The following is a 20,297-nucleotide window of genomic DNA, read 5'->3' on the forward strand; positions in this document are numbered from 1 at the left end:
TCCCTAAGCGCCGACGGCAGCGGGCATTGCCCGCTCCACCGTACGCCCGCGCAGGGAATGTGCCAGGGCCTCGGTAATCTCGACCGGGATCAACTGCCCGATCAGGCCGGGGTCCCCGGCGAAGTTGACGATGCGGTTGTTCGCCGTGCGCGCGGCCAGTTCGCCGGGGTTGCGCTTGGCCGGACCTTCCACCAGCACCGGCTCGACGTTGCCCACCATGGACTTGTTTCGCGCGCGGCCGTTCTGCTCGATCAGGGCCTGCAACTCGGCCAGACGGGCCTTCTTGGTCGCCATCGGCACGTCATCCGGCAGCGATGCGGCCGGGGTGCCCGGACGCGCGCTGTAGATAAAGCTGAAGGAGAAATCAAAATGCAGCTCCTCGATCAGCTTCATCGTCGCGGCGTGGTCGGCGTCGGTCTCGCCGGGGAAACCGACGATGAAGTCCGAGGAGAGATCCAGGTCCGGGCGCGCCTCGCGCAGGCGGCGGATCTTGGACTTGTACTCCAGGATCGTGTGGCCGCGCTTCATCTGCGCCAGGATGCGGTCGGAGCCGCTTTGCACCGGCAGGTGCAGGTGACTGACCAGCTTCGGTTCGTCCGCAAAGGCCTGGATCAGCGAATCGGAAAACTCCACCGGGTGCGAGGTCGTGAAGCGAATGCGCTCGATCCCGTCGACCGCCGCGACATAGTGGATCAGCAGCGCCAGGTCGGCGGTGTCGCCGTCATCCATCGGCCCGCGATAGGCATTCACGTTCTGCCCCAGCAGGTTGATCTCCCTGACCCCCTGCGCGGCCAGCGCGACCACCTCGGCAATCACGTCGTCGAACGGGCGGCTGATCTCGTCGCCGCGCGTATAGGGCACCACGCAGAAGCTGCAGTACTTGGAGCAGCCCTCCATCACCGAGACGAACGCACTCGGACCGTCGGCCTTCGGCTCCGGGAGGCGGTCGAATTTCTCGATCTCGGGGAAGGAGATATCCACCACCGGGGCACGCTCACGGCGCACCGACTGAATCATGGCCGGCAGGCGGTGCAGGGTCTGCGGGCCGAACACCAGATCCACGTACGGGGCCCGGGCGCGCAGGGCATCGCCCTCCTGACTGGCAACACAACCGCCCACACCGATGATCACCTCCGGCCGGCGTTCCTTGATCTGCCGCCAGCGCCCCAGTAACGAGAAGACCTTCTCCTGCGCCTTCTCGCGAATGGAGCAGGTGTTCATCAGCAGCAGGTCGGCCTGCTCCGGATCATCGGTACGCTGCGCCCCGTGCAGCTCACGCAGTGCGTCGAGCATGCGATCGGAGTCGTACTCGTTCATCTGACAGCCGTGCGTCTGGATGTAGACCTTGCGGATCATGCTCTCGGTACTTCGCTAGTGGGTGAACCGTGGCTTATATGGACGTTAAAACGGGACGTCGTCGTCATCGAAGCCGCCGCCGGAGGCCGGTGCGTTGCTGCGGTTGCCGCCTTGCTGGCCACCACCGCCGTAGGCATTGCCGCCGCCATAACCCGGGTCCTGGTCGAAACCGCCACCACCGCCGCCACTGCCACCGCGGCCGCCGATCAGCTGCATCTCGTTGGCCACGACCTCGGTGCTGTAACGATCGTTACCGGATTGGTCCTGCCATTTGCGGGTCTGGATCTTGCCTTCGACATAGACCTGCGAGCCCTTGGACAGATACTGCGCGGCGATATCCGCCAGGCGCCCGAACATCACCACCCGGTGCCATTCGGTGTTCTCGCGCTTCTCGCCGGAGTTCTTGTCGGTCCACTGCTCCGACGTCGCCAGACGCAGATTGGTGACGGTAACCCCGTTCGGGGTCTCGCGCTTTTCCGGGTCGGCCCCGAGGTTGCCGAGCAGGATGACTTTGTTGACGCCGCGGGCCATGGGGCCTCCTTGTGTCCAAGCATGGAGAAACAGATTCGATAGTGTAGCAGTCCACCCCGGCCGCGACAGTGCACCGGTCCGGGATGTGGACAGATTCGCGCGGCCAGTCGGGGAGGCATTGCGCGCGTTCTACGCGCTTGGCGTGCGCGCCAGCCAGGCTGTCAGCTCGGGGGTGTCCGGCCCTCCGGGCTCCACCTTCAGGTACAGGGAACCGGCATCCGGCGACAGGTCCGCCTCGTACACGCCCGGCCACCCGGCAAACGTCCTCAGCAGTTCCGCCTCGTGACCGGACCAGTGAGCGGGCACCGCCACCACTCGGTTGGACCGGTAGCGCGGGTGCATCCCGCGCGCGATCCACCACCAGGCCAGCAGCAACGGCACCCCGGCGAGGAACACCCCGACCGGCCCGACCAGTGTCAGCAGGACGCCCCCCAGCACGCCGCCGGCGAAGATCCCAAGGAACTGCGCGGTGGCAAAGCCGCCCATCGCCGTGCCCTTGTGGGCGACCGGCGCCACGCGCGCAACCAGCGACGGCAGCCCCGCCTCCAGCAGGTTAAAGGCGGCAAAGAACAGGACCATCAGCGCCGCCAGCGTCCACAGACCGCCGCCATCCAGCACCAGCAGCGCCAGCAGGATCTGCACCCCGGCCAGCAGGGCGATCGCCCCGCGCAGCACGCTATGCACGCGCCGGCGGCGCTCCCCGAAGATGATCCCCGGGAGCATTAGCGCGAACCCCGCCAGCAGCACCGGCACATAGAACTTCCAGTGGCTGGCACCCGCTAGCCCGAGCGTCTCCACCAGCAGCACCGGGATAACCAGAAAGTTCGCGGCCAGGACCAGGTGCAGCACGAAGATGCCGAGGTTCAGGCGCAACAGGTCCGGGGCGCGCAGCACGCGGGGCAGTGCCGACCAGACCGGCACCATGTCCGGGTGTGCCCGCGCCCGTGCCGGGGTTGGCACCCAAAGGAACAGGATCACGATCGCGACCAGCCCGAGCAGCGCAGACAGGCCGAAGATCCCGGACAATCCCGCTGCCTGGTCGACCACCGGGCCCAGTGCCATCGCTGCGGTGAAGGTCAGGCCGATGGTCAGCCCGATCACGGCGAGCGCCCGCATGCGCCGTTCCTCGCCGACCAGGTCCGCTGTCAGGGCCAGGATCACCGCTGCCACCGCACCCGCCCCCTGCAGGGCACGCCCGAGGATGATGCCGTGGATGGTCTCGGCGACCGCGGCCAGCACACTGCCAGCAACAAACAGCAACAGCCCGGCGAGGATCAGCGGCTTGCGGCCGACCCGGTCCGACAAGAGACCGAACGGGATCTGCAGCACGGCCTGGGTGAGTCCGTAGATCCCGAGCGCCAGGCCCATCAGCAGCGGGGTCGCGCCGGGGATACGGTCGGCATGCAGCATGAACACCGGCAGGACCATGAACAGGCCGGCCATGCGCACGCCATAGATCGCCGCCAGCCCAGTGGTGGCGCGCAGCTCGCGGGGATTCATGGCGTCCGGGACCGACGCGGGCAAGAAGAGCTCTTCATGTCCGGGGAGTTTACCGGCAAGCGCGGCGGGGAAACCATGGCGTGCGCGGCCCGGGTGTTACCATGGATGGTTTGCGGCGCCCCAATGGAAACACTGATCCGTGTTTTCTCTAGCGCGCCGCGCGACGTAACCCAGTGGAGTCGATCCAGCCCCATGGACAGCATCAGCATTCGCGGCGCCCGCACCCATAACCTGAAGAACGTGGACCTCGACCTGCCGCGCGAACGGCTGATCGTGATTACCGGCGTTTCCGGTTCGGGCAAATCCTCGCTGGCCTTCGACACCCTGTTCGCCGAGGGCCAGCGCCGCTACGTGGAGAGCCTGTCGACCTACGCCCGGCAGTTCCTGTCGATGATGGAAAAGCCCGACGTCGACCAGATCGAGGGTCTGTCGCCGGCGATCTCCATCGAGCAGAAGAGCACCTCGCACAACCCGCGCTCCACCGTCGGGACCATCACCGAGATCTACGACTACCTGCGCCTGCTGTTCGCGCGTGCCGGCGAGCCGCGCTGCCCGGAACACGGCGAGACTCTGGCCGCCCAGACCATCTCGCAGATGGTCGACCAGGTACTCGATCTGCCAGAGGGCGACAAGGTCATGCTGCTGTCGCCGGTGGTCCGCGGCCGCAAGGGCGAGCACCACAAGATGCTCGAGGCCATGCGCTCCCAGGGCTACCTGCGCGCGCGTATCAATGGCGAGATCCACGACCTCGACGCCCTGCCGGCCCTGGACCCCAAGCGCAAACACAACATCGAGATCGTGATCGACCGCTTCCGCGTGCGCGAGGACCTGCGCCAGCGCCTGGCCGAGTCTTTCGAAACCGCCACCGAACTGGCCGATGGCCTGGCGCTGATCGCGTGGATGGACGAGCCGGATCGCGAGCCGATGATCTTCTCCGCGCGCTACGCCTGTCCGATTTGCGGCTATGCCCTGCGCGAGCTGGAGCCCCGGCTGTTCTCGTTCAACAACCCGGCAGGCGCCTGCCCCACCTGCGACGGCCTCGGTGTGCACCAGTTCTTCGACCCCGAACGGGTCGTGTCGCAGCCCGAGCTAAGCCTTGGTGGCGGGGCCGTACGGGGCTGGGATCGGCGCAACGCCTGGTATTTCAGCCTGCTGACCAGTCTCGCCCGGCATTACGACTTCGACGTGGAGGCCCCTTGGCAGGAACTGCCGGCCGAGGTCCGTGCGGTCGTCCTGCATGGTTCGGGCACGGAGAAGGTCAAGCTCTCGACCCCGGCCGCCAACGGCCAACTGCGCACCGACGAACGCGTGTTCGAGGGTGTGATCCCGAACCTGGAGCGGCGCTACCGCGAGACCGACTCCGCGGCAGTGCGCGAGGAACTGGGCCGCTACCAGGCGGAACAGCCCTGCCCCGACTGCCACGGCACGCGCCTCAACTCAGCCGCACGCAACGTCTTTGTCAGCGACATGACCCTGCCCGAGGTCACGCACATGAGCGTGGCCAACGCGCAGGCCTTTTTCGACGACCTCCGCCTGCCGGGGCGCTTCGCCCAGATCGCCGAGAAGATCGTGCGCGAGATCTCCGCGCGCCTGGGGTTCCTCAACGATGTCGGCCTCGACTACCTGACCCTGGACCGCTCCGCCGACACGCTTTCCGGCGGCGAGGCCCAGCGTATCCGCCTGGCCTCGCAGATCGGCTCGGCCCTGGTCGGGGTGATGTACATCCTCGACGAGCCATCAATCGGGCTGCACCAGCGCGACAACGCACGCCTGCTGAAGACCCTGAGCCACCTGCGCGACCTCGGCAACACGGTCATCGTGGTGGAGCATGACGAGGATGCCATCCGACAAGCCGATTATGTCGTGGATATCGGACCCGGCGCGGGTCGCCACGGCGGCCACATTGTGGCGTCGGGCACCCCGGAGGCGGTCGCGAATCATCCGGATTCCCTCACCGGCGCATACCTGCGCGGCACCCGCTGCATCCCGGTGCCGGACCAGCGAACGCAGCCCGACGCGGAGCACGAGATCCGCGTAATCGGCGCGCGTGGCAACAACCTGAAGGCCGGTGATTTCGCCTTCCCCACCGGGCTGTTCACCTGCGTGACCGGGGTCTCCGGCTCCGGCAAGTCCACCCTCGTCAACAACACCCTGTACCCGGCCGTCGCCACCGCACTCCATGGCGGGCGCCACCACATCGAGGATCACGACCGCATCGACGGCATGGAGCTGATCGACAAAGTGGTCGACATCGACCAGAGCCCGATCGGGCGTACCCCGCGCTCCAACCCGGCCACCTATACCGGCCTGTTTACGCCCATACGCGAACTGTTTGCCGCAACCGGCGAGGCCCGTTCGCGCGGCTACAAGCCCGGGCGCTTCTCGTTCAACGTCCGTGGCGGGCGCTGCGAGGCCTGCCAGGGCGATGGCGTGATCAAGGTGGAAATGCACTTCCTGCCGGACGTCTTCGTCCCCTGCGACGTCTGCAAGGGCCATCGCTATAACCGCGAGACCCTGGACGTGCGCTACAAGGGCAAGAATATCCACGAAGTCCTGGAGATGACCGTCGAAGAGGCCCTCGACTTCTTCCAGCCGGTACCGGTGATCCACCGCAAGCTCGAGATGTTGATGGAGGTGGGCCTGTCCTACATCCAGCTGGGGCAAAATGCCACCACCCTTTCCGGTGGCGAGGCCCAGCGCATCAAGCTCGCCCGCGAGCTCTCCAAGCGCGATACCGGTCGTACGCTCTACATCCTAGACGAGCCGACCACCGGCCTGCATTTCGAGGATATCGCCCAGCTCCTGCGCGTGCTCCACCGCCTCCGCGACCATGGCAATACCATCGTCGTGATCGAGCACAACCTCGACGTTATCAAGACCGCCGACTGGCTGATCGACATCGGCCCGGAAGGCGGTAGCGGCGGCGGCGAACTCCTCGTCGCAGGCACTCCCGAAGCGGTGGCCGCCACCGCCCACAGCCACACCGGACAGTTCCTTGCACCGCTGCTCCCCGCCGCAAGCTCTTCTCACGCCGCCAACGGTTAACGGTTCGCGCCCTTTTCCATCTCCACGGGCTGCGCGCCTGCGCACCGTCCCCACAGACCGCGCTGACCTCTCGCATTCGCAAGTCGTGGTTACCCAGACGCAAGAAAGCCGGCGCAAGGCCGGCTTTCCGAGCGCTCAACCTGCGAGCGCGCTTTCCTCTGGCGACGAAACCTCAGGCGGCTTCGCCTTCTCCGGCATCAAGTTCCGGACGATCCACGAGTTCAACGTAGGCCATCGGGGCATTATCACCCGCGCGGTTGCCGCACTTCAGGATCCGCAGGTAGCCACCGGGCCGCGCCTGGTAGCGAGGACCCAGTTCGGCGAACAGCTTGCCGACGATCTCCTTGTCACGAAGGCGGGCAAACGCCAGCCGACGACCGTGAACGCTGTCTTCCTTGGCCAGCGTGATCAGCGGTTCGGCCACGCGACGCAGCTCTTTCGCCTTGGGCAGCGTGGTCTTGATCAGTTCATGCCGGAACAGGGCCACGGACATGGCCTGAAACGTGGCCTTGCGGTGCGAGCTGTTGCGGCCAAGCTGACGGCCGGAATGACGATGACGCATGAGAGGCTTCCTCTAAAAAACGATGGGCGCGGGGCGCCGTGATTACTCGTTGTCGTCGCGCAGACCCGGCGGCGGCCAGTTCTCGAGACGCATGCCGAGCGACAGCCCGTGGGTCGCCAGCGTGTCCTTGATTTCAGTCAGCGACTTCTTGCCGAGGTTCGGTGCACGCAGCAGCTCGACCTCGGTGCGCTGGACGAGATCCCCGATGTAGTACAGGTTCTCGGCCTTCAGGCAGTTGGCCGAACGAACCGTCAGTTCCAGCTCGTCCACCGGACGCAGCAGCACCGGGTCGATCGCGCCACCTACGGCACCCGCCACTTCGGCCGATTCTTCTTGCAAGTCCACGAACGGGGCCAACTGGCCCTGGAGGATGGTCGCGGCTTGACGCACGGCGTCATCCGGGGCGATCGCGCCATTGGTTTCGAGCTCGAGCACCAGGCGATCCATATCGGTCCGCTGGGCCAGACGTGCACTTTCGACACGATAGGACACGCGGCGAATGGGGCTGAAGCTGGCGTCCAGCAACAGCCGACCAATACCCGTGTCGTCCCCACCCTCGGCCTGCCGACGCGTGCTAACGGGTTCGTACCCGCGACCCGCGCGCGCCGTCAGAGTGATGTCCAGATCCACGTTCTTGGTGATCGTGGCGATCACGTGGTCCGGGTTCACCACCTCGACATCATGGTCGACCTGAATGTCGCCGGCCGTCACCACGCTCGGACCCTTCTTCCTCAGGGTCAGCGTGGACTCGTCGCGGCTGTGCATACGCAGCGCAACACCCTTCAGGTTCAGCAGGATGTCGACGACATCTTCCTGTACCCCTTCGATGGTGGTGTACTCGTGCAGCACGCCTTCAATCCGGGCCTCGACAATGGCGGCACCCGGGATGGACGACAGCAACACACGTCGCAGGGCATTGCCCAGGGTGTGGCCGAAGCCGCGTTCCAGCGGCTCGAGGGCGACCTTGGCCTGATTCCGATTCTCGGCCTCGACCTCGATCTGCTGTTTCTTGACCAGTTCGTTCGACTGCATTGTGACTCCTGGCGCCAGGCCGAAAAACGATTACTTCGAGTACAGCTCGACGACGAGCGACTCGTTGATGTCCGCAGGCAGATCGGAACGATCCGGGATCGCCTTGAACGTACCCTCGAACTTGCTGGTGTCCACTTCGATCCAGCTCGGGAACCCGGTCTGCTCGGCCAGCGTCATCGAGTCCTGGATGCGCACCTGCTTACGCGCCTTTTCCCGGACCGTAACCACGTCGGACGGCTGTACCTGATAGGCCGCGATGTTGACCACCTGGCCGTTCACCTGGATCGCGCGATGCGCGACCAGCTGGCGCGCTTCGGAGCGGGTGGAGCCGAAGCCCATGCGGTACACCACGTTATCCAGGCGACCTTCCAGCAGCTTCAGCAGGTTCTCACCCGTCGAGCCCTTGCGCTGAGCGGCCTTCTTGTAATAGTTGCGGAACTGTTTTTCCAGCACGCCGTAGATGCGGCGAAGCTTCTGCTTCTCGCGCAGCTGCACGGCGTAGTCGGACAGGCGAGTACGGCGTTCACCGTGCTGCCCCGGCGGCTTGTCGAGCTTGCACTTTGTTTCCAGCGCACGGACCCCACTCTTCAGGCCCAGGTCCACGCCTTCACGGCGACTCAACTTGCATTTCGGTCCAATGTAACGAGCCATTCTTCAACTCCAGCCTTAAACGCGGCGTTTCTTGGGCGGCCGGCAGCCGTTGTGAGGGATCGGGGTTACATCACTGATATTGGTGATCTTGAACCCGGCATTGTTCAGCGCACGTACCGCCGACTCGCGACCCGGACCCGGGCCCCGCACCATCACGTCGAGATTCTTCACGCCGTGTTCGGCCGCAGTCGTCCCGGCGCGCTCGGCCGCGATCTGCGCGGCGAACGGCGTCGACTTGCGGGAACCACGGAAGCCCGAACCACCGGAGGTGGCCCAGCTGATCGTGTTCCCCTGCCGGTCGGTGATCGTGATGATCGTGTTGTTGAACGTGGCGTACACATGAGCCACGCCCTCGGCGATATTTTTGCGGACCTTTTTCTTGGTCCGTGTTTGCGCTTGTGCCATGTACCTGAGATCCCAGTCTGATTACTTGCGAATCGGGCGACGCGGGCCCTTTCGGGTGCGTGCATTCGTCTGCGTCTGCTGACCGCGCAACGGCAAGCCGCGACGGTGGCGCACGCCACGGTAGCAGCCCAGATCCATCAATCGCTTGATGTTCATGCTGACTTCCCGGCGCAGATCCCCTTCCACGGGGATCTTGTCGATCTGGGCGCGCAGAGCATCCACTTCGGCATCCGTCAGATCCCGCACCTTGATGTCCCGACGCACACCCGCGCCATCGCAGATCAGGCCGGCCCGAGTCGGGCCAATGCCATAGATCGCGGTCAGCGCGATTACCGTGTGCTTCTGGTCAGGAATATTGATTCCAGCGACGCGAGCCATCCAACTTCTCCATCAAAATCCGGCAAAGCCGGCTATAGTAGCAATGATTATGCGTTACGCCAAGCTTCAGCCCTGACGCTGCTTGTGGCGGGCGTCGGAACAGATCACCCGGACCACGCCATTACGCCGAATGACTTTGCAGTTCCGGCACATCGGCTTTACAGATGCACGTACCTTCATGGTCTTTCTCCTGGTCTAGCGGATCCCGGTCCCGCCGAAACCCTTCAGATTCGCTTTCTTCATCAAGCCTTCGTACTGGTGGGACACCAGATGCGACTGCAACTGCGCCATGAAATCCATCACCACGATCACGATGATCAGAAGCGAGGTCCCGCCAAAGTAGAAGGGCACGTTCCAATACAGGATCAGGAACTCCGGTAGCAGGCACACTGCGGTGATGTACACCGCCCCCACCGCCGTCAGTCGAGTCATGACCCCGTCAATGAATCTTTCGGTCTGGACACCTGGCCGGATCCCCGGAATGAAGGCGCCCTGCTTCTTCAGATTTTCCGCCGTATCGCGTGAGTTGAACACCAGCGCGGTATAGAAGAAGCAGAAGAAGATAATCGCGGCCGCATAGAACATCACGTACAGCGGCTGCCCCGGGGCCAGCGTCGTCGAGATCTCGCGCAGCCAGTCCATCCCTTCAGCCTGGCCGAACCACTGCCCCAACGTCGACGGGAACAGAATGATACTCGACGCGAAGATCGGCGGGATCACCCCGGCCATGTTCAGCTTCAGCGGCAGGTGCGACGACTGGCCACCGACCATCTTCCTTCCCACCTGGCGCTTGGCGTAATTGATCGTCACTCGGCGTTGCCCGCGCTCCACGAACACCACGAAAGCAGTCACCGCCAGGGCCAGGACGATCAGAATCACCACGAATGCCGCGGCCAGTTCGCCGGTACGGGCCAGCTCCAGGGTTCCGCCAATCGCGCCCGGAAGCCCTGCGACGATACCAGCGAAGATGATGATCGAGATCCCGTTCCCAATACCCCGTTCCGTAATCTGTTCACCCAGCCACATCAGGAACAGCGTCCCCGTCACCAGCGAGACCACAACGGTGAAGATGAAGATCGGCCCCGGGTTCAGGGCCATCGGCATCCCCTGGATGGTCTGACCATTCAAGGCAATCCCGATCCCGATACTCTGGAACAGCGCGAGCGCCACAGTCCCGTAGCGCGTGTACTGCGTAATCTTGCGCCGTCCCTGTTCGCCCTCTTTCTTCAACTGCTGGAGCGCCGGAACGGTCGCGGCCAGAAGTTGCATGATGATGGCCGCCGAGATGTACGGCATGACCCCCAGCGCAAAGATCGACAGGCGTTCCAGTGCCCCCCCGGAAAACATGTTGAACATGTCCAGGATGGTCCCGCTTTGCTGTTCGAAGAACTGCGAGACGGCCACCGGGTTGATACCGGGCACCGGAATGAATGTACCGATCCGGTACACCACCAGGGCACCCAGAACGAACAGCAGGCGTTGGCGTAACTCGGTAAACCCGGTGAGCCCGCCACCGGAACGTGCTGTCGCTCCACGTGCCATTATTTAGGCCTCAACGCTCCCGCCAGCGGCTTCGATCGCCGCCCGCGCGCCCTTGGTGACGCCCACGCCCTTCACGGCACAGGCCTTCGAGACTTCACCCGAGGCAAAGATCTTGGCGCTCTGTGCGTCGCTGCGCACGACGCCTGCAGCCTTCAGGGTGTCCAGGGTCACGTCACCGTCGACCTTGGCCAGTTCGCTGAGACGCACTTCGGCAGAATACTGTTGCTTGCGGGAGCGGAAGCCCACCTTGGGCAGGCGACGCTGCAGCGGCATCTGACCGCCTTCGAACCCGACCTTCGTGTAACCACCCGAGCGAGACTTCTGGCCCTTGTGGCCGCGGCCGCCGGTCTTGCCCAGACCGGAGCCAATGCCTCGGCCAACGCGCTTGGCCGGCTTGCGGGCACCGTCGGGGCTGGAAATGTTATTCAGTCGCATGATTAGACTTCCTCTACCTTCAGCAGGTACGAGACCTTCTTGACCATGCCCATGTTCTCGGGGGTGGCCTCAATGATCGCGCTGCTGTGGGTCTTGCGCAGCCCGAGTCCGCGCACGCACGCCTTGTGCGTGGCGATGCGGCCGGCGGTGCTGCGTACCAGTGTCAGTTTCAGCTTGCTCATGGCTTAGCTCTTCACTTCGTCGACGGTCTTGCCGCGCTTGGCCGCAACCCGTTCCGGCGAGTTCACCATGGTGAGCCCGTCGATGGTCGCCTGCACGACGTTGATGGGGTTGCGCGAACCGACACACTTGGCCAGCACGTTACGCACGCCCGCTACTTCGAGCACTGCGCGCATCGCGCCACCGGCGATGATCCCGGTACCCTCAGAGGCCGGCTGCATGTAGACATTGGCCGCGCCATGATGCCCGTTCACCGCATAGTGCAGCGTGCCTTCGTTCAGCGACACATTGCGCATTTCCATGCGCGCCTGCTGCATTGCCTTCTGAATCGCCGCCGGCACTTCGCGCGCCTTCGCGTAACCGTATCCGACTCGTCCTTCGCCATCACCGACGACGGTCAGTGCGGCAAACCGGAACTGCCGGCCGCCCTTGACCACCTTCGCAACGCGGTTGACGCCAATCAGCTTTTCCTGGAGGCCGTCCTGCGCTTCGCTTACATCGTTACGTGCCATTTCTCTCTCCGCTCGATCGCGTTTGACTAGAACTGCAGGCCGCTTTCACGGGCGGCGTCGGCAAGTGCCTTCACCCGTCCGTGATAACGAAAACCCGCGCGGTCAAACGCGACCTGTTCGATCCCTGCTTTGCGCGCACGCTCCGCGATGGCCTGGCCCACGCGGGCGGCGGCCTCGGCGTTGCCGGTGGAACCCCCGGCATCCTTCAGATCCTTTTCCACGGTCGACGCCGCGGCAAGCACCGCGTCGCCCGAGGGGGCAATGATCTGCGCGTACATGTGGCGCGGCGTCCGGTGGATACAGAGACGATGCACCCCCAGCTCACGGATCTTGAACCGTGCGCGCCGCGCCCTCTTAAGTCTGGCCTCTTTCTTGTCCACTGGTGCCTACCTACTTCTTCTTGGCTTCTTTGCGCACGATGCGCTCGTCTTTGTACTTCACGCCCTTGCCCTTGTAGGGCTCCGGCGGGCGGAAGGCGCGAATATTCGCTGCCACCTGGCCCACCTTCTGGCGATCCGTTCCCTTGACCACGACCTCGGTCGGGGTCGGCGTCTCCACCGTCACGCCTTCCGGAATGTCGAAGTCGATCGGATGCGAGTACCCGAGCGTCAGGTTCAGCTTCGCGCCCTGCATTTGGGCGCGATAGCCGACGCCGACCAATTCCAGCGCCCGGACGAACCCTTCGCTCACCCCGTGGACATGATTGCCCAGGAGTGCCCGAATAGTACCCGCCAACGCGACATTCTTCGCGTTCTCCGTGGCCTTTACTCGAACCACCCCGTCCTCGACGGTAACGATCACGGCCTCGGGGCAGGTGAGCTGAAGCTCGCCCTTCGGACCCTTGATCTTGATCTCGCTGTCCGACTGCTCGACGGAAACGCCGTTCGGCAGCTTGATCGGCAGATTTGCAATGCGCGACATGGCTGATTCCTCAGTAAATCTTGCAGAGGACTTCGCCGCCCTGGCCTGCGGCCCGGGCAGCGCGGTCACTCATGACACCCTGTGGCGTGGAGACCACGGCAACCCCGAGACCGGCGTTGATCCGCGGCAGCTCGTCCTTGCCGCGATAGATCCGCAGGCCCGGACGCGAGATCCGCTCGACGGTCTCGATGACCGGCCGTCCCTCGAAGTACTTCAGCTTCACCACCAGTTTCTTCTGGGCCACTTCGCCCTCGACCTGGATGTCGCCTACGAAACCCTCATCGGCGAAGACCTTAAGGATACGCTCCTTGGCCTTGCTGAAAGGAATGGCGACCTGCTCCTTGTTCGCACGCTGGGCGTTGCGAACACGGGTGAGCATGTCGGAAATCGGATCGGTCATCATCGGTTCAAATCTCCTTACCAGCTCGCCTTGCGCAGGCCCGGAATCTCGCCCTTCATGGCGTGTTCGCGCAGCTTGTTGCGCCCCAGGCCAAACCGGCGGTAATAACCTTTCGGCCGACCAGTGACGCCGCACCGGTTCGTCTGCCGAACGCGCGCGGAATCACGCGGCAGCTTTTGCAGCGCATGCATGGCCGCCAGGCGTTCCTCGGACGACTTGGTCTCGTCGACCAGGATCGCCTTCAGCTCGGCCCGTTTGGCCGCGTACTTGTTGACCAGTCGCTCGCGCTTTTTCTCGCGTTCGAGCATCGATGTCTTTGCCATGTGCGCCTACCTCGGTTACTGCCGGAACGGGAATCGGAAGGCCTCCAAAAGGGCCTTGGCTTCCGCGTCCGTTCTTGCACTGGTGGTAATCGTGATGTCCATGCCGCGCAATTTGTCGACACGGTCGTAATCGATCTCCGGGAAGATGATCTGTTCCTTGATGCCCATGCTGTAGTTGCCACGGCCATCGAAGGCTTTCGCGGAAAACCCGCGGAAGTCCCGCACGCGCGGCAGCGCAACGCTGATCAGGCGGTCCAGGAACTCGTACATCTGCCGCCGGCGCAAGGTCACCTTGCAGCCAATCGGATAGTCATCGCGGATCTTGAAGCCGGCGATCGACTTGCGCGCCTTGGTCACGACCGGCTTCTGCCCGGCAATAGCCGTCATGTCGCTGACCGCGTGCTCGATCACCTTCTTGTCCGCCACGGCATCACCCAGACCCATATTCAGGGTCACCTTGGTGACACGCGGGATTTCCATCACGTTGGCATAGCTGAACTGCTCGCGCAGGGCCTGCTTCACCGTGGATTCGTATTCTTCTCTCAAGCGTTCCATAAAACCGTCCGTCCCGCGTTATGCGTCCACGACTTCGCCGTTCGAGCGGAAGACCCGTACCTTACGGCCGTCTTCCAGGGTCTTGAACGACACGCGATCACCCTTGTCGGTTGCTGGGTTGAAGACCATCACGTTGGACACATCGATCGGCATTTCCTTCTCGATGATCCCACCGCCAACACCCTGTTGCGGGTTCGGCTTCTGATGCTTCTTCACCATGTTGATGTTCTGAACCAGAACCTTGCCTTCCAGGACCTTAATAATGGTGCCCCGGCGACCCTTGTCCTTGCCAGAAATCACGACGACATCGTCGCCTTTGCGAATCTTGTTCATCACGTCCTCACAGCACTTCCGGGGCGAGGGAGATAATCTTCATGTACTTCTCCCCTCGCAGTTCACGCGTCACCGGCCCAAAGATACGGGTGCCGATCGGCTGGTGCTGGTTGTTCAGCAGGACCGCGGCGTTGCGGTCGAACCGGATCAGCGATCCATCCGCACGGCGCACGCCCGCGGCCGTGCGCACCACGACGGCGTCATAGACATCGCCCTTCTTCACCTTGCCACGCGGGATCGCATCCTTGACGCTCACCTTGATGACGTCGCCCACCCGGGCGTACCGGCGGTGCGACCCGCCCAGCACCTTGATGCACTGGATGCGTCGGGCACCGCTGTTATCGGCGGCCTCAAGCACGGTCTGCATTTGAATCATGACTTATCTCCTGGCAGCCGATTCAGAGAGCGTCCTGCCCGACCACTTCGATCAGGGCATGATGCTTCTGCTTGGAAATCGGCCGGCATTCACGGATACGAACCCGATCGCCCATGCGCGATACATTTTCTTCGTCATGGACGTGCAGTTTCGTGCTGCGACGAATGAACTTCCCGTACAGCGGATGACGGACGCGACGCTCAACAAGAACCGTGCGGGTCTTGTCCGTCTTGTCGCTAATCACGCGCCCGACGACGGAACGCTGAGTCCTGGAACCTTCTTCGGTCATTGTCTTAACCTGCCCTTCTACGTTCATTCATCAGCGTCTTGATCTGCGCGATCTCGCGCCGCACCTTGCCGACACGATCCGGGCGCGCAAGCTGCCCGACCGACTTCTGCATGCGCAGGCCGAACTGTTCCTTGTAGAGCGCTTCCAGCTCCTGGTCCAGATCGCCGTCCGACTTCTTTCTGAGCTCTTCTGCTTTCATCACATCACCTGCCGACGGGTAAACACCGTCTTGACCGGGAGCTTGGCGGCGGCCAGACGCATTGCCTCACGCGCAACGTCTTCATGCACACCTTCCATCTCGTAGAGCACGCGGCCGGGCTGGATCTTGCAGACCCAGTACTCGACACCGCCCTTGCCCTTACCCATGCGCACTTCAAGCGGCTTCTTGGTGACCGGGACGTCCGGGAACACCCGGATCCAGATCTTCCCGCCACGCTTGATGTGACGCACCATCGCACGCCGCGCCGCCTCGATCTGGCGCGCGGTAATGCGACCGCGTTCCACGGCCTGGAGGCCGTACTCGCCGAAGCTGACCTTGGCGCCGGTGGAGGCCATGCCCCGGTTCCGGCCCTTGAACTGCTTGCGGAATTTGGTTCTTTTTGGCTGCAACATGGTCTATGTCCTAGCTCGCGTTGGCCGCAGCGCGCGTCCCTTCGACCGGTTCCAGGCCGAAAACTTCGCCCTTGAAGATCCACACCTTGACGCCGATGATCCCGTAGGTCGTACGCGCCTCGGCGAAACCGTAGTCGATGTCCGCACGCAAGGTGTGCAGCGGTACGCGGCCTTCGCGGTACCACTCGGAACGCGCGATCTCGGCGCCATTGAGGCGACCGGCCACGTGCACCTTGATGCCCTGGGCACCCAGGCGCATCGCGTTACCCACGGCGCGCTTCATCGCACGACGGAACATAATGCGGCGTTCAAGCTGCTGGGCGATGCCTTCCGCGACCAGTTGGGCTTCGATCTCGGGCTTGCGCACCTCTTCGATATTGATCTTGACGTTGCCCTGCTCCAGGCCCGTCTCGGCTGCCACTTCGCGGCGCAGCTTCTCGATGTCCTCGCCCTTCTTGCCGATCACAATCCCCGGACGTGCCGTGTGAATCGTGATGTGCGCGGCCTTGGCGGGACGCTCGATGGTGATACGGCTGACCGACGCGTGGGCAAGTTTCTTCTGCAGAAACGTGCGCAGCTTGATGTCGTTGTTCAGCGTTTCACCAAACTCGCGACCGTCCGCGTACCAGGTCGCCGACCACGGGCGAGAAATGCCCAGCCGGATGCCGGTTGGATGTACTTTCTGACCCATGGTTAGTTCGCTCCCTTCTCGCTCACGCCCACTACAATGTGGCTAGTGCGCTTCATGATGCGGTTGCCGCGACCCTTGGCTCGCGCCTGCATGCGCTTGAGAACCGGGCCTTCGTCGATCTGGATGCGCGAGATGCGCAGCTCGTCGATGTCGGCACCGTCATTGTTCTCCGCATTGGCAATCGCGGACTCCAGCACCTTTTTTACAATCGCTGCCGGCTTTTTGGGGCTGAAAGTCAACTCGTTCAGAGCCTCTTCCACCCGCATGCCACGAACCTGGTCGGCGACCAGCCGCGTCTTCTGCGGCGAGATGCGCGCGTAGCGCAGTTTTGCAATCGTCTCCATCGTTCGTCCTCAGCGCGACTTCTTGTTGGCGATGTGACCCTTGAAGGTCCGCGTCAACGCAAACTCGCCCAGCTTGTGGCCGACCATGTTTTCGTTGACCAGCACCGGAATATGCTGACGCCCGTTGTGTACCGCGAGGGTGAGACCCACCATCTGCGGGATGATCATCGAGCGGCGCGACCAGGTCTTGATCGGACGCCGATCGTTCTTCTCGAGCGCCTCATCCACCTTCTTGCGAAGGTGATGGTCGACGAACGGGCCTTTCTTCAGTGAACGCGGCATGCTGGCACTCCGTTACTTCTTGCGCCGACGCACGATCATGCCGTCGGTACGTTTGTTGTTGCGGGTCTTGTAACCCTTGGTCGGGCGGCCCCACGGGGTCACCGGGTGACGCCCGAAGTTGCGACCTTCACCACCACCATGCGGGTGGTCGACCGGGTTCATCGCGGTACCACGCACGGTTGGGCGGACACCCATCCAGCGTTTGGCACCGGCCTTCCCGAATTTCTTGAGGCTGTGCTCGCTGTGACCGACTTCGCCGATCGTGGCCCGGCACTCGGACTGGATGCGGCGCATCTCACCGGAGCGCAGGCGAATCGTCGCGTGTGCGCCTTCACGTGCCACGACCTGGGCCGAGGCACCGGCGGACCGCGCAATCTGCGCTCCCTTCCCCGGCTTCATCTCGATGCAGTGAATCACCGTGCCCACCGGAATGGAGCGCAGCGGCATTGCGTTACCCACGCGAATCGGCGCCTGCGAGCCGCTAGTCACGGCATCACCCTGCTTCAGCCCGCGGGGCGCAATAATGTACCGGCGTTCGCCGTCAGAGTACAGTACCAACGCCAAATGAGCGCTGCGGTTCGGATCATACTCCAGCCGCTCGACCTTGCCGGGCACGCCGTCCTTGTTCCGCTTGAAGTCAACGATGCGGTAGCGCTGCTTGTGGCCACCACCGACGTGGCGCGTGGTAATGCGCCCGGCGTTGTTGCGCCCGCCCGAGCGAGTCTGCTTTTCGAGCAGCGCCGCGTGCGGCGCGCCCTTGTGCAGACCGTCGCCGCGGATCTTCACCGCGTGACGGCGCCCGGCAGAGGTCGGATTGGTCTTGATAATCGCCATGACTAGACCTGTTCTCCTTCACCCATGTCGATGCTCTCGCCTTCAGCGAGGGCCACATAGGCCTTTTTCCAGTGGTTGCGACGCCCGAACATGCGACCGAAGCGCTTGTTCTTGCCCTGCTGGTTCAATGTGCGCACGTGCTCCACCCGAACCTCGAACAGCTTCTCGATCGCGGCCTTGATCTCGGCTTTGTCCGCATCCGGCAGCACACGGAACACGTATTGCCCCACTTCGCCGGCATTGGTCGACTTCTCCGACACCACCGGACCCTGAATAATCTGCATCAGACGCGAATTCATGCCAGCCACTCCTCAAGCTTGCGGATGGCGCCTTCCGTAATCACGACGGTATCGGCCCCGACCAGGTTGGCGGGATTGACACCGCTCACATCGATCACATCCACGTGCGGGACGTTGCTCAACGCACGTTCGGTCATCGCGTCATCCTCGGCCAGCACCACCAGCCCCCGCTCCAGGCCCAACTCGCCGAGCTTGGCAATACCGTCACGGGTCTTGCCCGACTCGACGGCAAATGCAGCGACCACCTTCAGGCGATCCTGCCGCAGCAGTTCGGAGAGGATGGACGCCATAGCGGCGCGGTACATCTTCTTGTTCAGCTTCTGCGAGAAATCCTGAGTGCGCGCAGCGAACACCTTGCCGCCACCCGTCCACAGCGGGCTGCGAATCGTACCAGCGCGAGCACGCCCAGTCCCTTTCTGGCGGAACGGCTTGATGCCGCCGCCACTGACCTGGGCCCGGGTCTTCTGGGCACGGGTCCCGCTGCGTGCGCCGGCCAGCTGAGCGACGACGCTCTGATGCACCAGCGGTTCATTGAAATCCCGCTCAAAGCAGGTGGCGGACAGCTCCACGCTGGCCCCGGTATCGGCAGTCGTAACTTGCATTGTTTTAACCCTTCGACTTCACGGCCGGACGAATCATCACGTCGGTACTCGGCGCGCCCGGCACGGCACCCTGAACCAGGACCAGGCTGCGATCGGCGTCGACGCGCACCACCTTGAGGTTCTGGATGGTTTTACGCTCGGCGCCCATGTGCCCGGCCATCTTCTTGCCCTTGAACACCCGGCCCGGGCTCTGGTTCTGACCGATGGAACCCGGAGCGCGATGCGCCAGCGAGTTGCCGTGGGTCGCGTCCTGGGTGCGGAAGTTGTGACGCTTCACGGCACCCTGGAAGCCCTTGCCCTTGCTCTGAGCGGTCACATCCACGATCTGCCCCTCCTCGAACCAGTCGACGGTGATTGCATCACCGGCAGCCAGGCCTTCGAGGTCGGTCTCGTCGACGCGAAACTCCCACAGACCGCGCCCGGGCTCCACCGACGCCGCGGCGTAGTGCCCAGCCTCCGGCTTGCTTACCCGGGACGGCTTGCGCGAGCCCGCCGTCACCTGGACCGCGTTGTAGCCGTCGCCTTCGGTGCGCTTGATCTGGACCACGCGATTGTTGTCCACCTGTAGCACCGTAACCGGCACAGAGACGCCATCGTCCGTAAAGACGCGCGACATGCCGAGCTTGCGACCGATGAGTCCAAGAGCCATTACAAAACCCCTTCCGTATCAGACGGCGCTAACAAGCGCCCTAAAGCCGTGGCCCGGCGAAAATTCCGCCGGGCCACGGAAAGCCCAATAGTATGGCAGAAAATTTAACGTTAGTTAAGCCTGATCTGAACATTTACGCCTGCGGCCAGATCCAGCTTCATCAGGGCATCCACGGTCTTGTCGGTCGGATCGAGGATATCCATCAGTCGCTTGTGCGTGCGCAGCTCGTACTGGTCCCGCGCGTCCTTGTTGACGTGCGGGGAAACCAGGACGGTATACGCCTCGCTCTTGGTCGGCAGGGGGATCGGGCCCTTGACTCGGGCACCGGTCCGCTTCGCAGTCTCGACGATCTCGGCCGCGGAACGGTCGATCAGTCGATGATCAAAGGCCTTCAGACGAATTCGAATGCGCTGGTTAGCCATCTGGTTCACTCAATAATCTTGGAGACGACGCCGGCGCCCACAGTGCGGCCGCCTTCGCGGATCGCAAAGCGCAGACCGTCTTCCATCGCGATCGGATTGATCAGGGACACCGTCATCTTCACGTTGTCACCCGGCATCACCATCTCGGTGCCTTCCGGAAGCTCCACCGAACCCGTCACGTCCGTCGTGCGGAAGTAGAACTGCGGACGGTACCCGTTGAAGAACGGCGTATGACG

32 protein-coding genes and 1 pseudogene are annotated in these 20,297 nt (G+C 63.5%); 1 reads left to right on the forward strand and 32 read right to left on the reverse strand.

Features of this window, described 5'->3' with window-relative positions; genetic code table 11:
* Positions 1–3: 3 nt before the first annotated feature.
* From miaB to F816_RS0111590, 3 genes are all read right to left on the reverse strand, one after another.
* Complete coding sequence (gene miaB / locus F816_RS14135; RefSeq protein ID WP_019594869.1) at positions 4–1,356, reverse strand: tRNA (N6-isopentenyl adenosine(37)-C2)-methylthiotransferase MiaB; 1,353 nt, start codon at positions 1,354–1,356, stop codon at positions 4–6.
* Between the two features lie 45 nt (positions 1,357–1,401).
* Positions 1,402–1,887 (reverse strand): single-stranded DNA-binding protein, encoded by a 486-nt coding sequence (gene ssb, locus F816_RS0111585; protein ID WP_018146435.1) that lies wholly within the window; start codon positions 1,885–1,887, stop codon positions 1,402–1,404.
* Positions 1,888–2,016: 129 nt separating this feature from the next.
* Positions 2,017–3,387, reverse strand: a complete 1,371-nt coding sequence (locus F816_RS0111590; RefSeq protein ID WP_019594870.1) for an MFS transporter — start codon at positions 3,385–3,387, stop codon at positions 2,017–2,019.
* 192 nt (positions 3,388–3,579) lie between these two features.
* Between F816_RS0111590 and uvrA the strand changes: the two genes are divergently transcribed.
* Complete coding sequence (gene uvrA / locus F816_RS0111595) at positions 3,580–6,432, forward strand: excinuclease ABC subunit UvrA (RefSeq protein WP_019594871.1); 2,853 nt, start codon at positions 3,580–3,582, stop codon at positions 6,430–6,432.
* A gap of 172 nt (positions 6,433–6,604) precedes the next feature.
* Here the strand turns inward: uvrA and rplQ are convergent, their stop codons facing one another.
* The 29 genes and pseudogenes from rplQ to F816_RS0111735 all read right to left on the reverse strand — a co-directional run.
* A complete protein-coding gene (rplQ, locus tag F816_RS0111600; protein WP_018146438.1) occupies positions 6,605–6,994 on the reverse strand; it encodes a 50S ribosomal protein L17 in 390 nt (129 codons plus the stop codon).
* A 42-nt stretch (positions 6,995–7,036) separates the two neighbouring features.
* The gene (gene rpoA / locus F816_RS0111605; RefSeq protein ID WP_019594872.1) at positions 7,037–8,026 is read right to left on the reverse strand and encodes a DNA-directed RNA polymerase subunit alpha; all 990 of its coding nucleotides are present in this window, start codon (positions 8,024–8,026) and stop codon (positions 7,037–7,039) included.
* A gap of 30 nt (positions 8,027–8,056) precedes the next feature.
* Positions 8,057–8,677, reverse strand: coding sequence for a 30S ribosomal protein S4 (gene rpsD, locus F816_RS0111610; RefSeq protein WP_018146440.1), 621 nt, complete (start codon positions 8,675–8,677; stop codon positions 8,057–8,059).
* 15 nt (positions 8,678–8,692) lie between these two features.
* Positions 8,693–9,082 carry a 30S ribosomal protein S11 gene (gene rpsK / locus F816_RS0111615; protein WP_017941093.1) on the reverse strand — a complete coding sequence of 130 codons (390 nt, stop codon included), beginning with the start codon at positions 9,080–9,082 and terminating at the stop codon, positions 8,693–8,695.
* A gap of 21 nt (positions 9,083–9,103) precedes the next feature.
* Positions 9,104–9,460, reverse strand: coding sequence for a 30S ribosomal protein S13 (gene rpsM, locus F816_RS0111620; protein WP_018139891.1), 357 nt, complete (start codon positions 9,458–9,460; stop codon positions 9,104–9,106).
* A gap of 66 nt (positions 9,461–9,526) precedes the next feature.
* Positions 9,527–9,640 carry a 50S ribosomal protein L36 gene (gene rpmJ / locus F816_RS14680; RefSeq protein ID WP_077277041.1) on the reverse strand — a complete coding sequence of 38 codons (114 nt, stop codon included), beginning with the start codon at positions 9,638–9,640 and terminating at the stop codon, positions 9,527–9,529.
* A 15-nt stretch (positions 9,641–9,655) separates the two neighbouring features.
* Positions 9,656–11,002 carry a preprotein translocase subunit SecY gene (secY, locus tag F816_RS0111625; RefSeq protein WP_018146441.1) on the reverse strand — a complete coding sequence of 449 codons (1,347 nt, stop codon included), beginning with the start codon at positions 11,000–11,002 and terminating at the stop codon, positions 9,656–9,658.
* A gap of 3 nt (positions 11,003–11,005) precedes the next feature.
* Positions 11,006–11,437 carry a 50S ribosomal protein L15 gene (gene rplO, locus F816_RS0111630; RefSeq protein ID WP_018146442.1) on the reverse strand — a complete coding sequence of 144 codons (432 nt, stop codon included), beginning with the start codon at positions 11,435–11,437 and terminating at the stop codon, positions 11,006–11,008.
* A 2-nt stretch (positions 11,438–11,439) separates the two neighbouring features.
* A complete protein-coding gene (gene rpmD / locus F816_RS0111635) occupies positions 11,440–11,619 on the reverse strand; it encodes a 50S ribosomal protein L30 (RefSeq protein WP_018168205.1) in 180 nt (59 codons plus the stop codon).
* A gap of 3 nt (positions 11,620–11,622) precedes the next feature.
* Positions 11,623–12,129, reverse strand: a complete 507-nt coding sequence (gene rpsE / locus F816_RS0111640; protein ID WP_019594873.1) for a 30S ribosomal protein S5 — start codon at positions 12,127–12,129, stop codon at positions 11,623–11,625.
* A gap of 26 nt (positions 12,130–12,155) precedes the next feature.
* Positions 12,156–12,509: a 50S ribosomal protein L18 gene (rplR, locus tag F816_RS0111645; RefSeq protein ID WP_019594874.1), complete on the reverse strand. Its 354-nt coding sequence runs from the start codon at positions 12,507–12,509 to the stop codon at positions 12,156–12,158.
* Between the two features lie 10 nt (positions 12,510–12,519).
* Complete coding sequence (gene rplF / locus F816_RS0111650; RefSeq protein WP_018146446.1) at positions 12,520–13,050, reverse strand: 50S ribosomal protein L6; 531 nt, start codon at positions 13,048–13,050, stop codon at positions 12,520–12,522.
* A 10-nt stretch (positions 13,051–13,060) separates the two neighbouring features.
* The gene (gene rpsH, locus F816_RS0111655; protein WP_018146447.1) at positions 13,061–13,453 is read right to left on the reverse strand and encodes a 30S ribosomal protein S8; all 393 of its coding nucleotides are present in this window, start codon (positions 13,451–13,453) and stop codon (positions 13,061–13,063) included.
* Positions 13,454–13,467: 14 nt separating this feature from the next.
* Positions 13,468–13,773, reverse strand: a complete 306-nt coding sequence (gene rpsN, locus F816_RS0111660) for a 30S ribosomal protein S14 (RefSeq protein ID WP_019563614.1) — start codon at positions 13,771–13,773, stop codon at positions 13,468–13,470.
* A gap of 15 nt (positions 13,774–13,788) precedes the next feature.
* Positions 13,789–14,328, reverse strand: a complete 540-nt coding sequence (gene rplE, locus F816_RS0111665; RefSeq protein WP_018146449.1) for a 50S ribosomal protein L5 — start codon at positions 14,326–14,328, stop codon at positions 13,789–13,791.
* 18 nt (positions 14,329–14,346) lie between these two features.
* Complete coding sequence (gene rplX, locus F816_RS0111670) at positions 14,347–14,661, reverse strand: 50S ribosomal protein L24 (protein ID WP_019594875.1); 315 nt, start codon at positions 14,659–14,661, stop codon at positions 14,347–14,349.
* Between the two features lie 7 nt (positions 14,662–14,668).
* Complete coding sequence (gene rplN, locus F816_RS0111675) at positions 14,669–15,037, reverse strand: 50S ribosomal protein L14 (protein WP_018146451.1); 369 nt, start codon at positions 15,035–15,037, stop codon at positions 14,669–14,671.
* Between the two features lie 22 nt (positions 15,038–15,059).
* Entirely contained in the window at positions 15,060–15,326 is a 267-nt protein-coding gene (gene rpsQ, locus F816_RS0111680; protein WP_018146452.1) for a 30S ribosomal protein S17, read from the reverse strand.
* Between the two features lie 4 nt (positions 15,327–15,330).
* Positions 15,331–15,525, reverse strand: coding sequence for a 50S ribosomal protein L29 (rpmC, locus tag F816_RS0111685; RefSeq protein ID WP_018168209.1), 195 nt, complete (start codon positions 15,523–15,525; stop codon positions 15,331–15,333).
* The gene (gene rplP / locus F816_RS0111690) at positions 15,525–15,938 is read right to left on the reverse strand and encodes a 50S ribosomal protein L16 (protein ID WP_017941078.1); all 414 of its coding nucleotides are present in this window, start codon (positions 15,936–15,938) and stop codon (positions 15,525–15,527) included. The genes rpmC and rplP overlap by 1 nt, the downstream gene beginning before the upstream one ends.
* 10 nt (positions 15,939–15,948) lie before the next feature.
* Positions 15,949–16,629, reverse strand: coding sequence for a 30S ribosomal protein S3 (gene rpsC, locus F816_RS0111695; protein ID WP_018146454.1), 681 nt, complete (start codon positions 16,627–16,629; stop codon positions 15,949–15,951).
* A 2-nt stretch (positions 16,630–16,631) separates the two neighbouring features.
* On the reverse strand, positions 16,632–16,973 hold the full coding sequence (gene rplV, locus F816_RS0111700; RefSeq protein WP_018146455.1) for a 50S ribosomal protein L22: 342 nt from the start codon (positions 16,971–16,973) through the stop codon (positions 16,632–16,634).
* 9 nt (positions 16,974–16,982) lie between these two features.
* Positions 16,983–17,255, reverse strand: a complete 273-nt coding sequence (rpsS, locus tag F816_RS0111705; RefSeq protein WP_018146456.1) for a 30S ribosomal protein S19 — start codon at positions 17,253–17,255, stop codon at positions 16,983–16,985.
* A 12-nt stretch (positions 17,256–17,267) separates the two neighbouring features.
* Positions 17,268–18,089 carry a 50S ribosomal protein L2 gene (gene rplB, locus F816_RS0111710; RefSeq protein ID WP_018146457.1) on the reverse strand — a complete coding sequence of 274 codons (822 nt, stop codon included), beginning with the start codon at positions 18,087–18,089 and terminating at the stop codon, positions 17,268–17,270.
* A 2-nt stretch (positions 18,090–18,091) separates the two neighbouring features.
* Positions 18,092–18,388, reverse strand: a complete 297-nt coding sequence (rplW, locus tag F816_RS0111715) for a 50S ribosomal protein L23 (RefSeq protein WP_018146458.1) — start codon at positions 18,386–18,388, stop codon at positions 18,092–18,094.
* On the reverse strand, positions 18,385–18,990 hold the full coding sequence (gene rplD / locus F816_RS0111720) for a 50S ribosomal protein L4 (protein WP_018168211.1): 606 nt from the start codon (positions 18,988–18,990) through the stop codon (positions 18,385–18,387). Before rplD ends, rplW begins: the two co-directional genes overlap by 4 nt.
* A gap of 4 nt (positions 18,991–18,994) precedes the next feature.
* A complete protein-coding gene (gene rplC / locus F816_RS0111725) occupies positions 18,995–19,639 on the reverse strand; it encodes a 50S ribosomal protein L3 (protein ID WP_019594876.1) in 645 nt (214 codons plus the stop codon).
* 110 nt (positions 19,640–19,749) lie between these two features.
* The gene (gene rpsJ / locus F816_RS0111730; RefSeq protein WP_017941070.1) at positions 19,750–20,061 is read right to left on the reverse strand and encodes a 30S ribosomal protein S10; all 312 of its coding nucleotides are present in this window, start codon (positions 20,059–20,061) and stop codon (positions 19,750–19,752) included.
* A gap of 5 nt (positions 20,062–20,066) precedes the next feature.
* A pseudogene (locus tag F816_RS0111735) lies at positions 20,067–20,297 on the reverse strand (elongation factor Tu); the annotation flags it as partial.

The sequence above is a fragment of the Thioalkalivibrio sp. ALM2T genome, from assembly GCF_000381505.1.
GTDB lineage: Bacteria > Pseudomonadota > Gammaproteobacteria > Ectothiorhodospirales > Ectothiorhodospiraceae > Thioalkalivibrio > Thioalkalivibrio versutus.

Coding starts and splice junctions, on each gene's coding strand:
- miaB (WP_019594869.1), bottom strand. CDS start 1,356: ATGATCCGCAAGGTCTACATCCAGACGCACGGCTGTCAGATGAACGAG.
- ssb (WP_018146435.1), bottom strand. CDS start 1,887: ATGGCCCGCGGCGTCAACAAAGTCATCCTGCTCGGCAACCTCGGGGCC.
- F816_RS0111590 (WP_019594870.1), bottom strand. CDS start 3,387: ATGAATCCCCGCGAGCTGCGCGCCACCACTGGGCTGGCGGCGATCTAT.
- uvrA (WP_019594871.1), top strand. CDS start 3,580: ATGGACAGCATCAGCATTCGCGGCGCCCGCACCCATAACCTGAAGAAC.
- rplQ (WP_018146438.1), bottom strand. CDS start 6,994: ATGCGTCATCGTCATTCCGGCCGTCAGCTTGGCCGCAACAGCTCGCAC.
- rpoA (WP_019594872.1), bottom strand. CDS start 8,026: ATGCAGTCGAACGAACTGGTCAAGAAACAGCAGATCGAGGTCGAGGCC.
- rpsD (WP_018146440.1), bottom strand. CDS start 8,677: ATGGCTCGTTACATTGGACCGAAATGCAAGTTGAGTCGCCGTGAAGGC.
- rpsK (WP_017941093.1), bottom strand. CDS start 9,082: ATGGCACAAGCGCAAACACGGACCAAGAAAAAGGTCCGCAAAAATATC.
- rpsM (WP_018139891.1), bottom strand. CDS start 9,460: ATGGCTCGCGTCGCTGGAATCAATATTCCTGACCAGAAGCACACGGTA.
- rpmJ (WP_077277041.1), bottom strand. CDS start 9,640: ATGAAGGTACGTGCATCTGTAAAGCCGATGTGCCGGAACTGCAAAGTC.
- secY (WP_018146441.1), bottom strand. CDS start 11,002: ATGGCACGTGGAGCGACAGCACGTTCCGGTGGCGGGCTCACCGGGTTT.
- rplO (WP_018146442.1), bottom strand. CDS start 11,437: ATGCGACTGAATAACATTTCCAGCCCCGACGGTGCCCGCAAGCCGGCC.
- rpmD (WP_018168205.1), bottom strand. CDS start 11,619: ATGAGCAAGCTGAAACTGACACTGGTACGCAGCACCGCCGGCCGCATC.
- rpsE (WP_019594873.1), bottom strand. CDS start 12,129: ATGGCACGTAACGATGTAAGCGAAGCGCAGGACGGCCTCCAGGAAAAG.
- rplF (WP_018146446.1), bottom strand. CDS start 13,050: ATGTCGCGCATTGCAAATCTGCCGATCAAGCTGCCGAACGGCGTTTCC.
- rpsH (WP_018146447.1), bottom strand. CDS start 13,453: ATGATGACCGATCCGATTTCCGACATGCTCACCCGTGTTCGCAACGCC.
- rpsN (WP_019563614.1), bottom strand. CDS start 13,773: ATGGCAAAGACATCGATGCTCGAACGCGAGAAAAAGCGCGAGCGACTG.
- rplE (WP_018146449.1), bottom strand. CDS start 14,328: ATGGAACGCTTGAGAGAAGAATACGAATCCACGGTGAAGCAGGCCCTG.
- rplX (WP_019594875.1), bottom strand. CDS start 14,661: ATGAACAAGATTCGCAAAGGCGACGATGTCGTCGTGATTTCTGGCAAG.
- rplN (WP_018146451.1), bottom strand. CDS start 15,037: ATGATTCAAATGCAGACCGTGCTTGAGGCCGCCGATAACAGCGGTGCC.
- rpsQ (WP_018146452.1), bottom strand. CDS start 15,326: ATGACCGAAGAAGGTTCCAGGACTCAGCGTTCCGTCGTCGGGCGCGTG.
- rpmC (WP_018168209.1), bottom strand. CDS start 15,525: ATGAAAGCAGAAGAGCTCAGAAAGAAGTCGGACGGCGATCTGGACCAG.
- rplP (WP_017941078.1), bottom strand. CDS start 15,938: ATGTTGCAGCCAAAAAGAACCAAATTCCGCAAGCAGTTCAAGGGCCGG.
- rpsC (WP_018146454.1), bottom strand. CDS start 16,629: ATGGGTCAGAAAGTACATCCAACCGGCATCCGGCTGGGCATTTCTCGC.
- rplV (WP_018146455.1), bottom strand. CDS start 16,973: ATGGAGACGATTGCAAAACTGCGCTACGCGCGCATCTCGCCGCAGAAG.
- rpsS (WP_018146456.1), bottom strand. CDS start 17,255: ATGCCGCGTTCACTGAAGAAAGGCCCGTTCGTCGACCATCACCTTCGC.
- rplB (WP_018146457.1), bottom strand. CDS start 18,089: ATGGCGATTATCAAGACCAATCCGACCTCTGCCGGGCGCCGTCACGCG.
- rplW (WP_018146458.1), bottom strand. CDS start 18,388: ATGAATTCGCGTCTGATGCAGATTATTCAGGGTCCGGTGGTGTCGGAG.
- rplD (WP_018168211.1), bottom strand. CDS start 18,990: ATGCAAGTTACGACTGCCGATACCGGGGCCAGCGTGGAGCTGTCCGCC.
- rplC (WP_019594876.1), bottom strand. CDS start 19,639: ATGGCTCTTGGACTCATCGGTCGCAAGCTCGGCATGTCGCGCGTCTTT.
- rpsJ (WP_017941070.1), bottom strand. CDS start 20,061: ATGGCTAACCAGCGCATTCGAATTCGTCTGAAGGCCTTTGATCATCGA.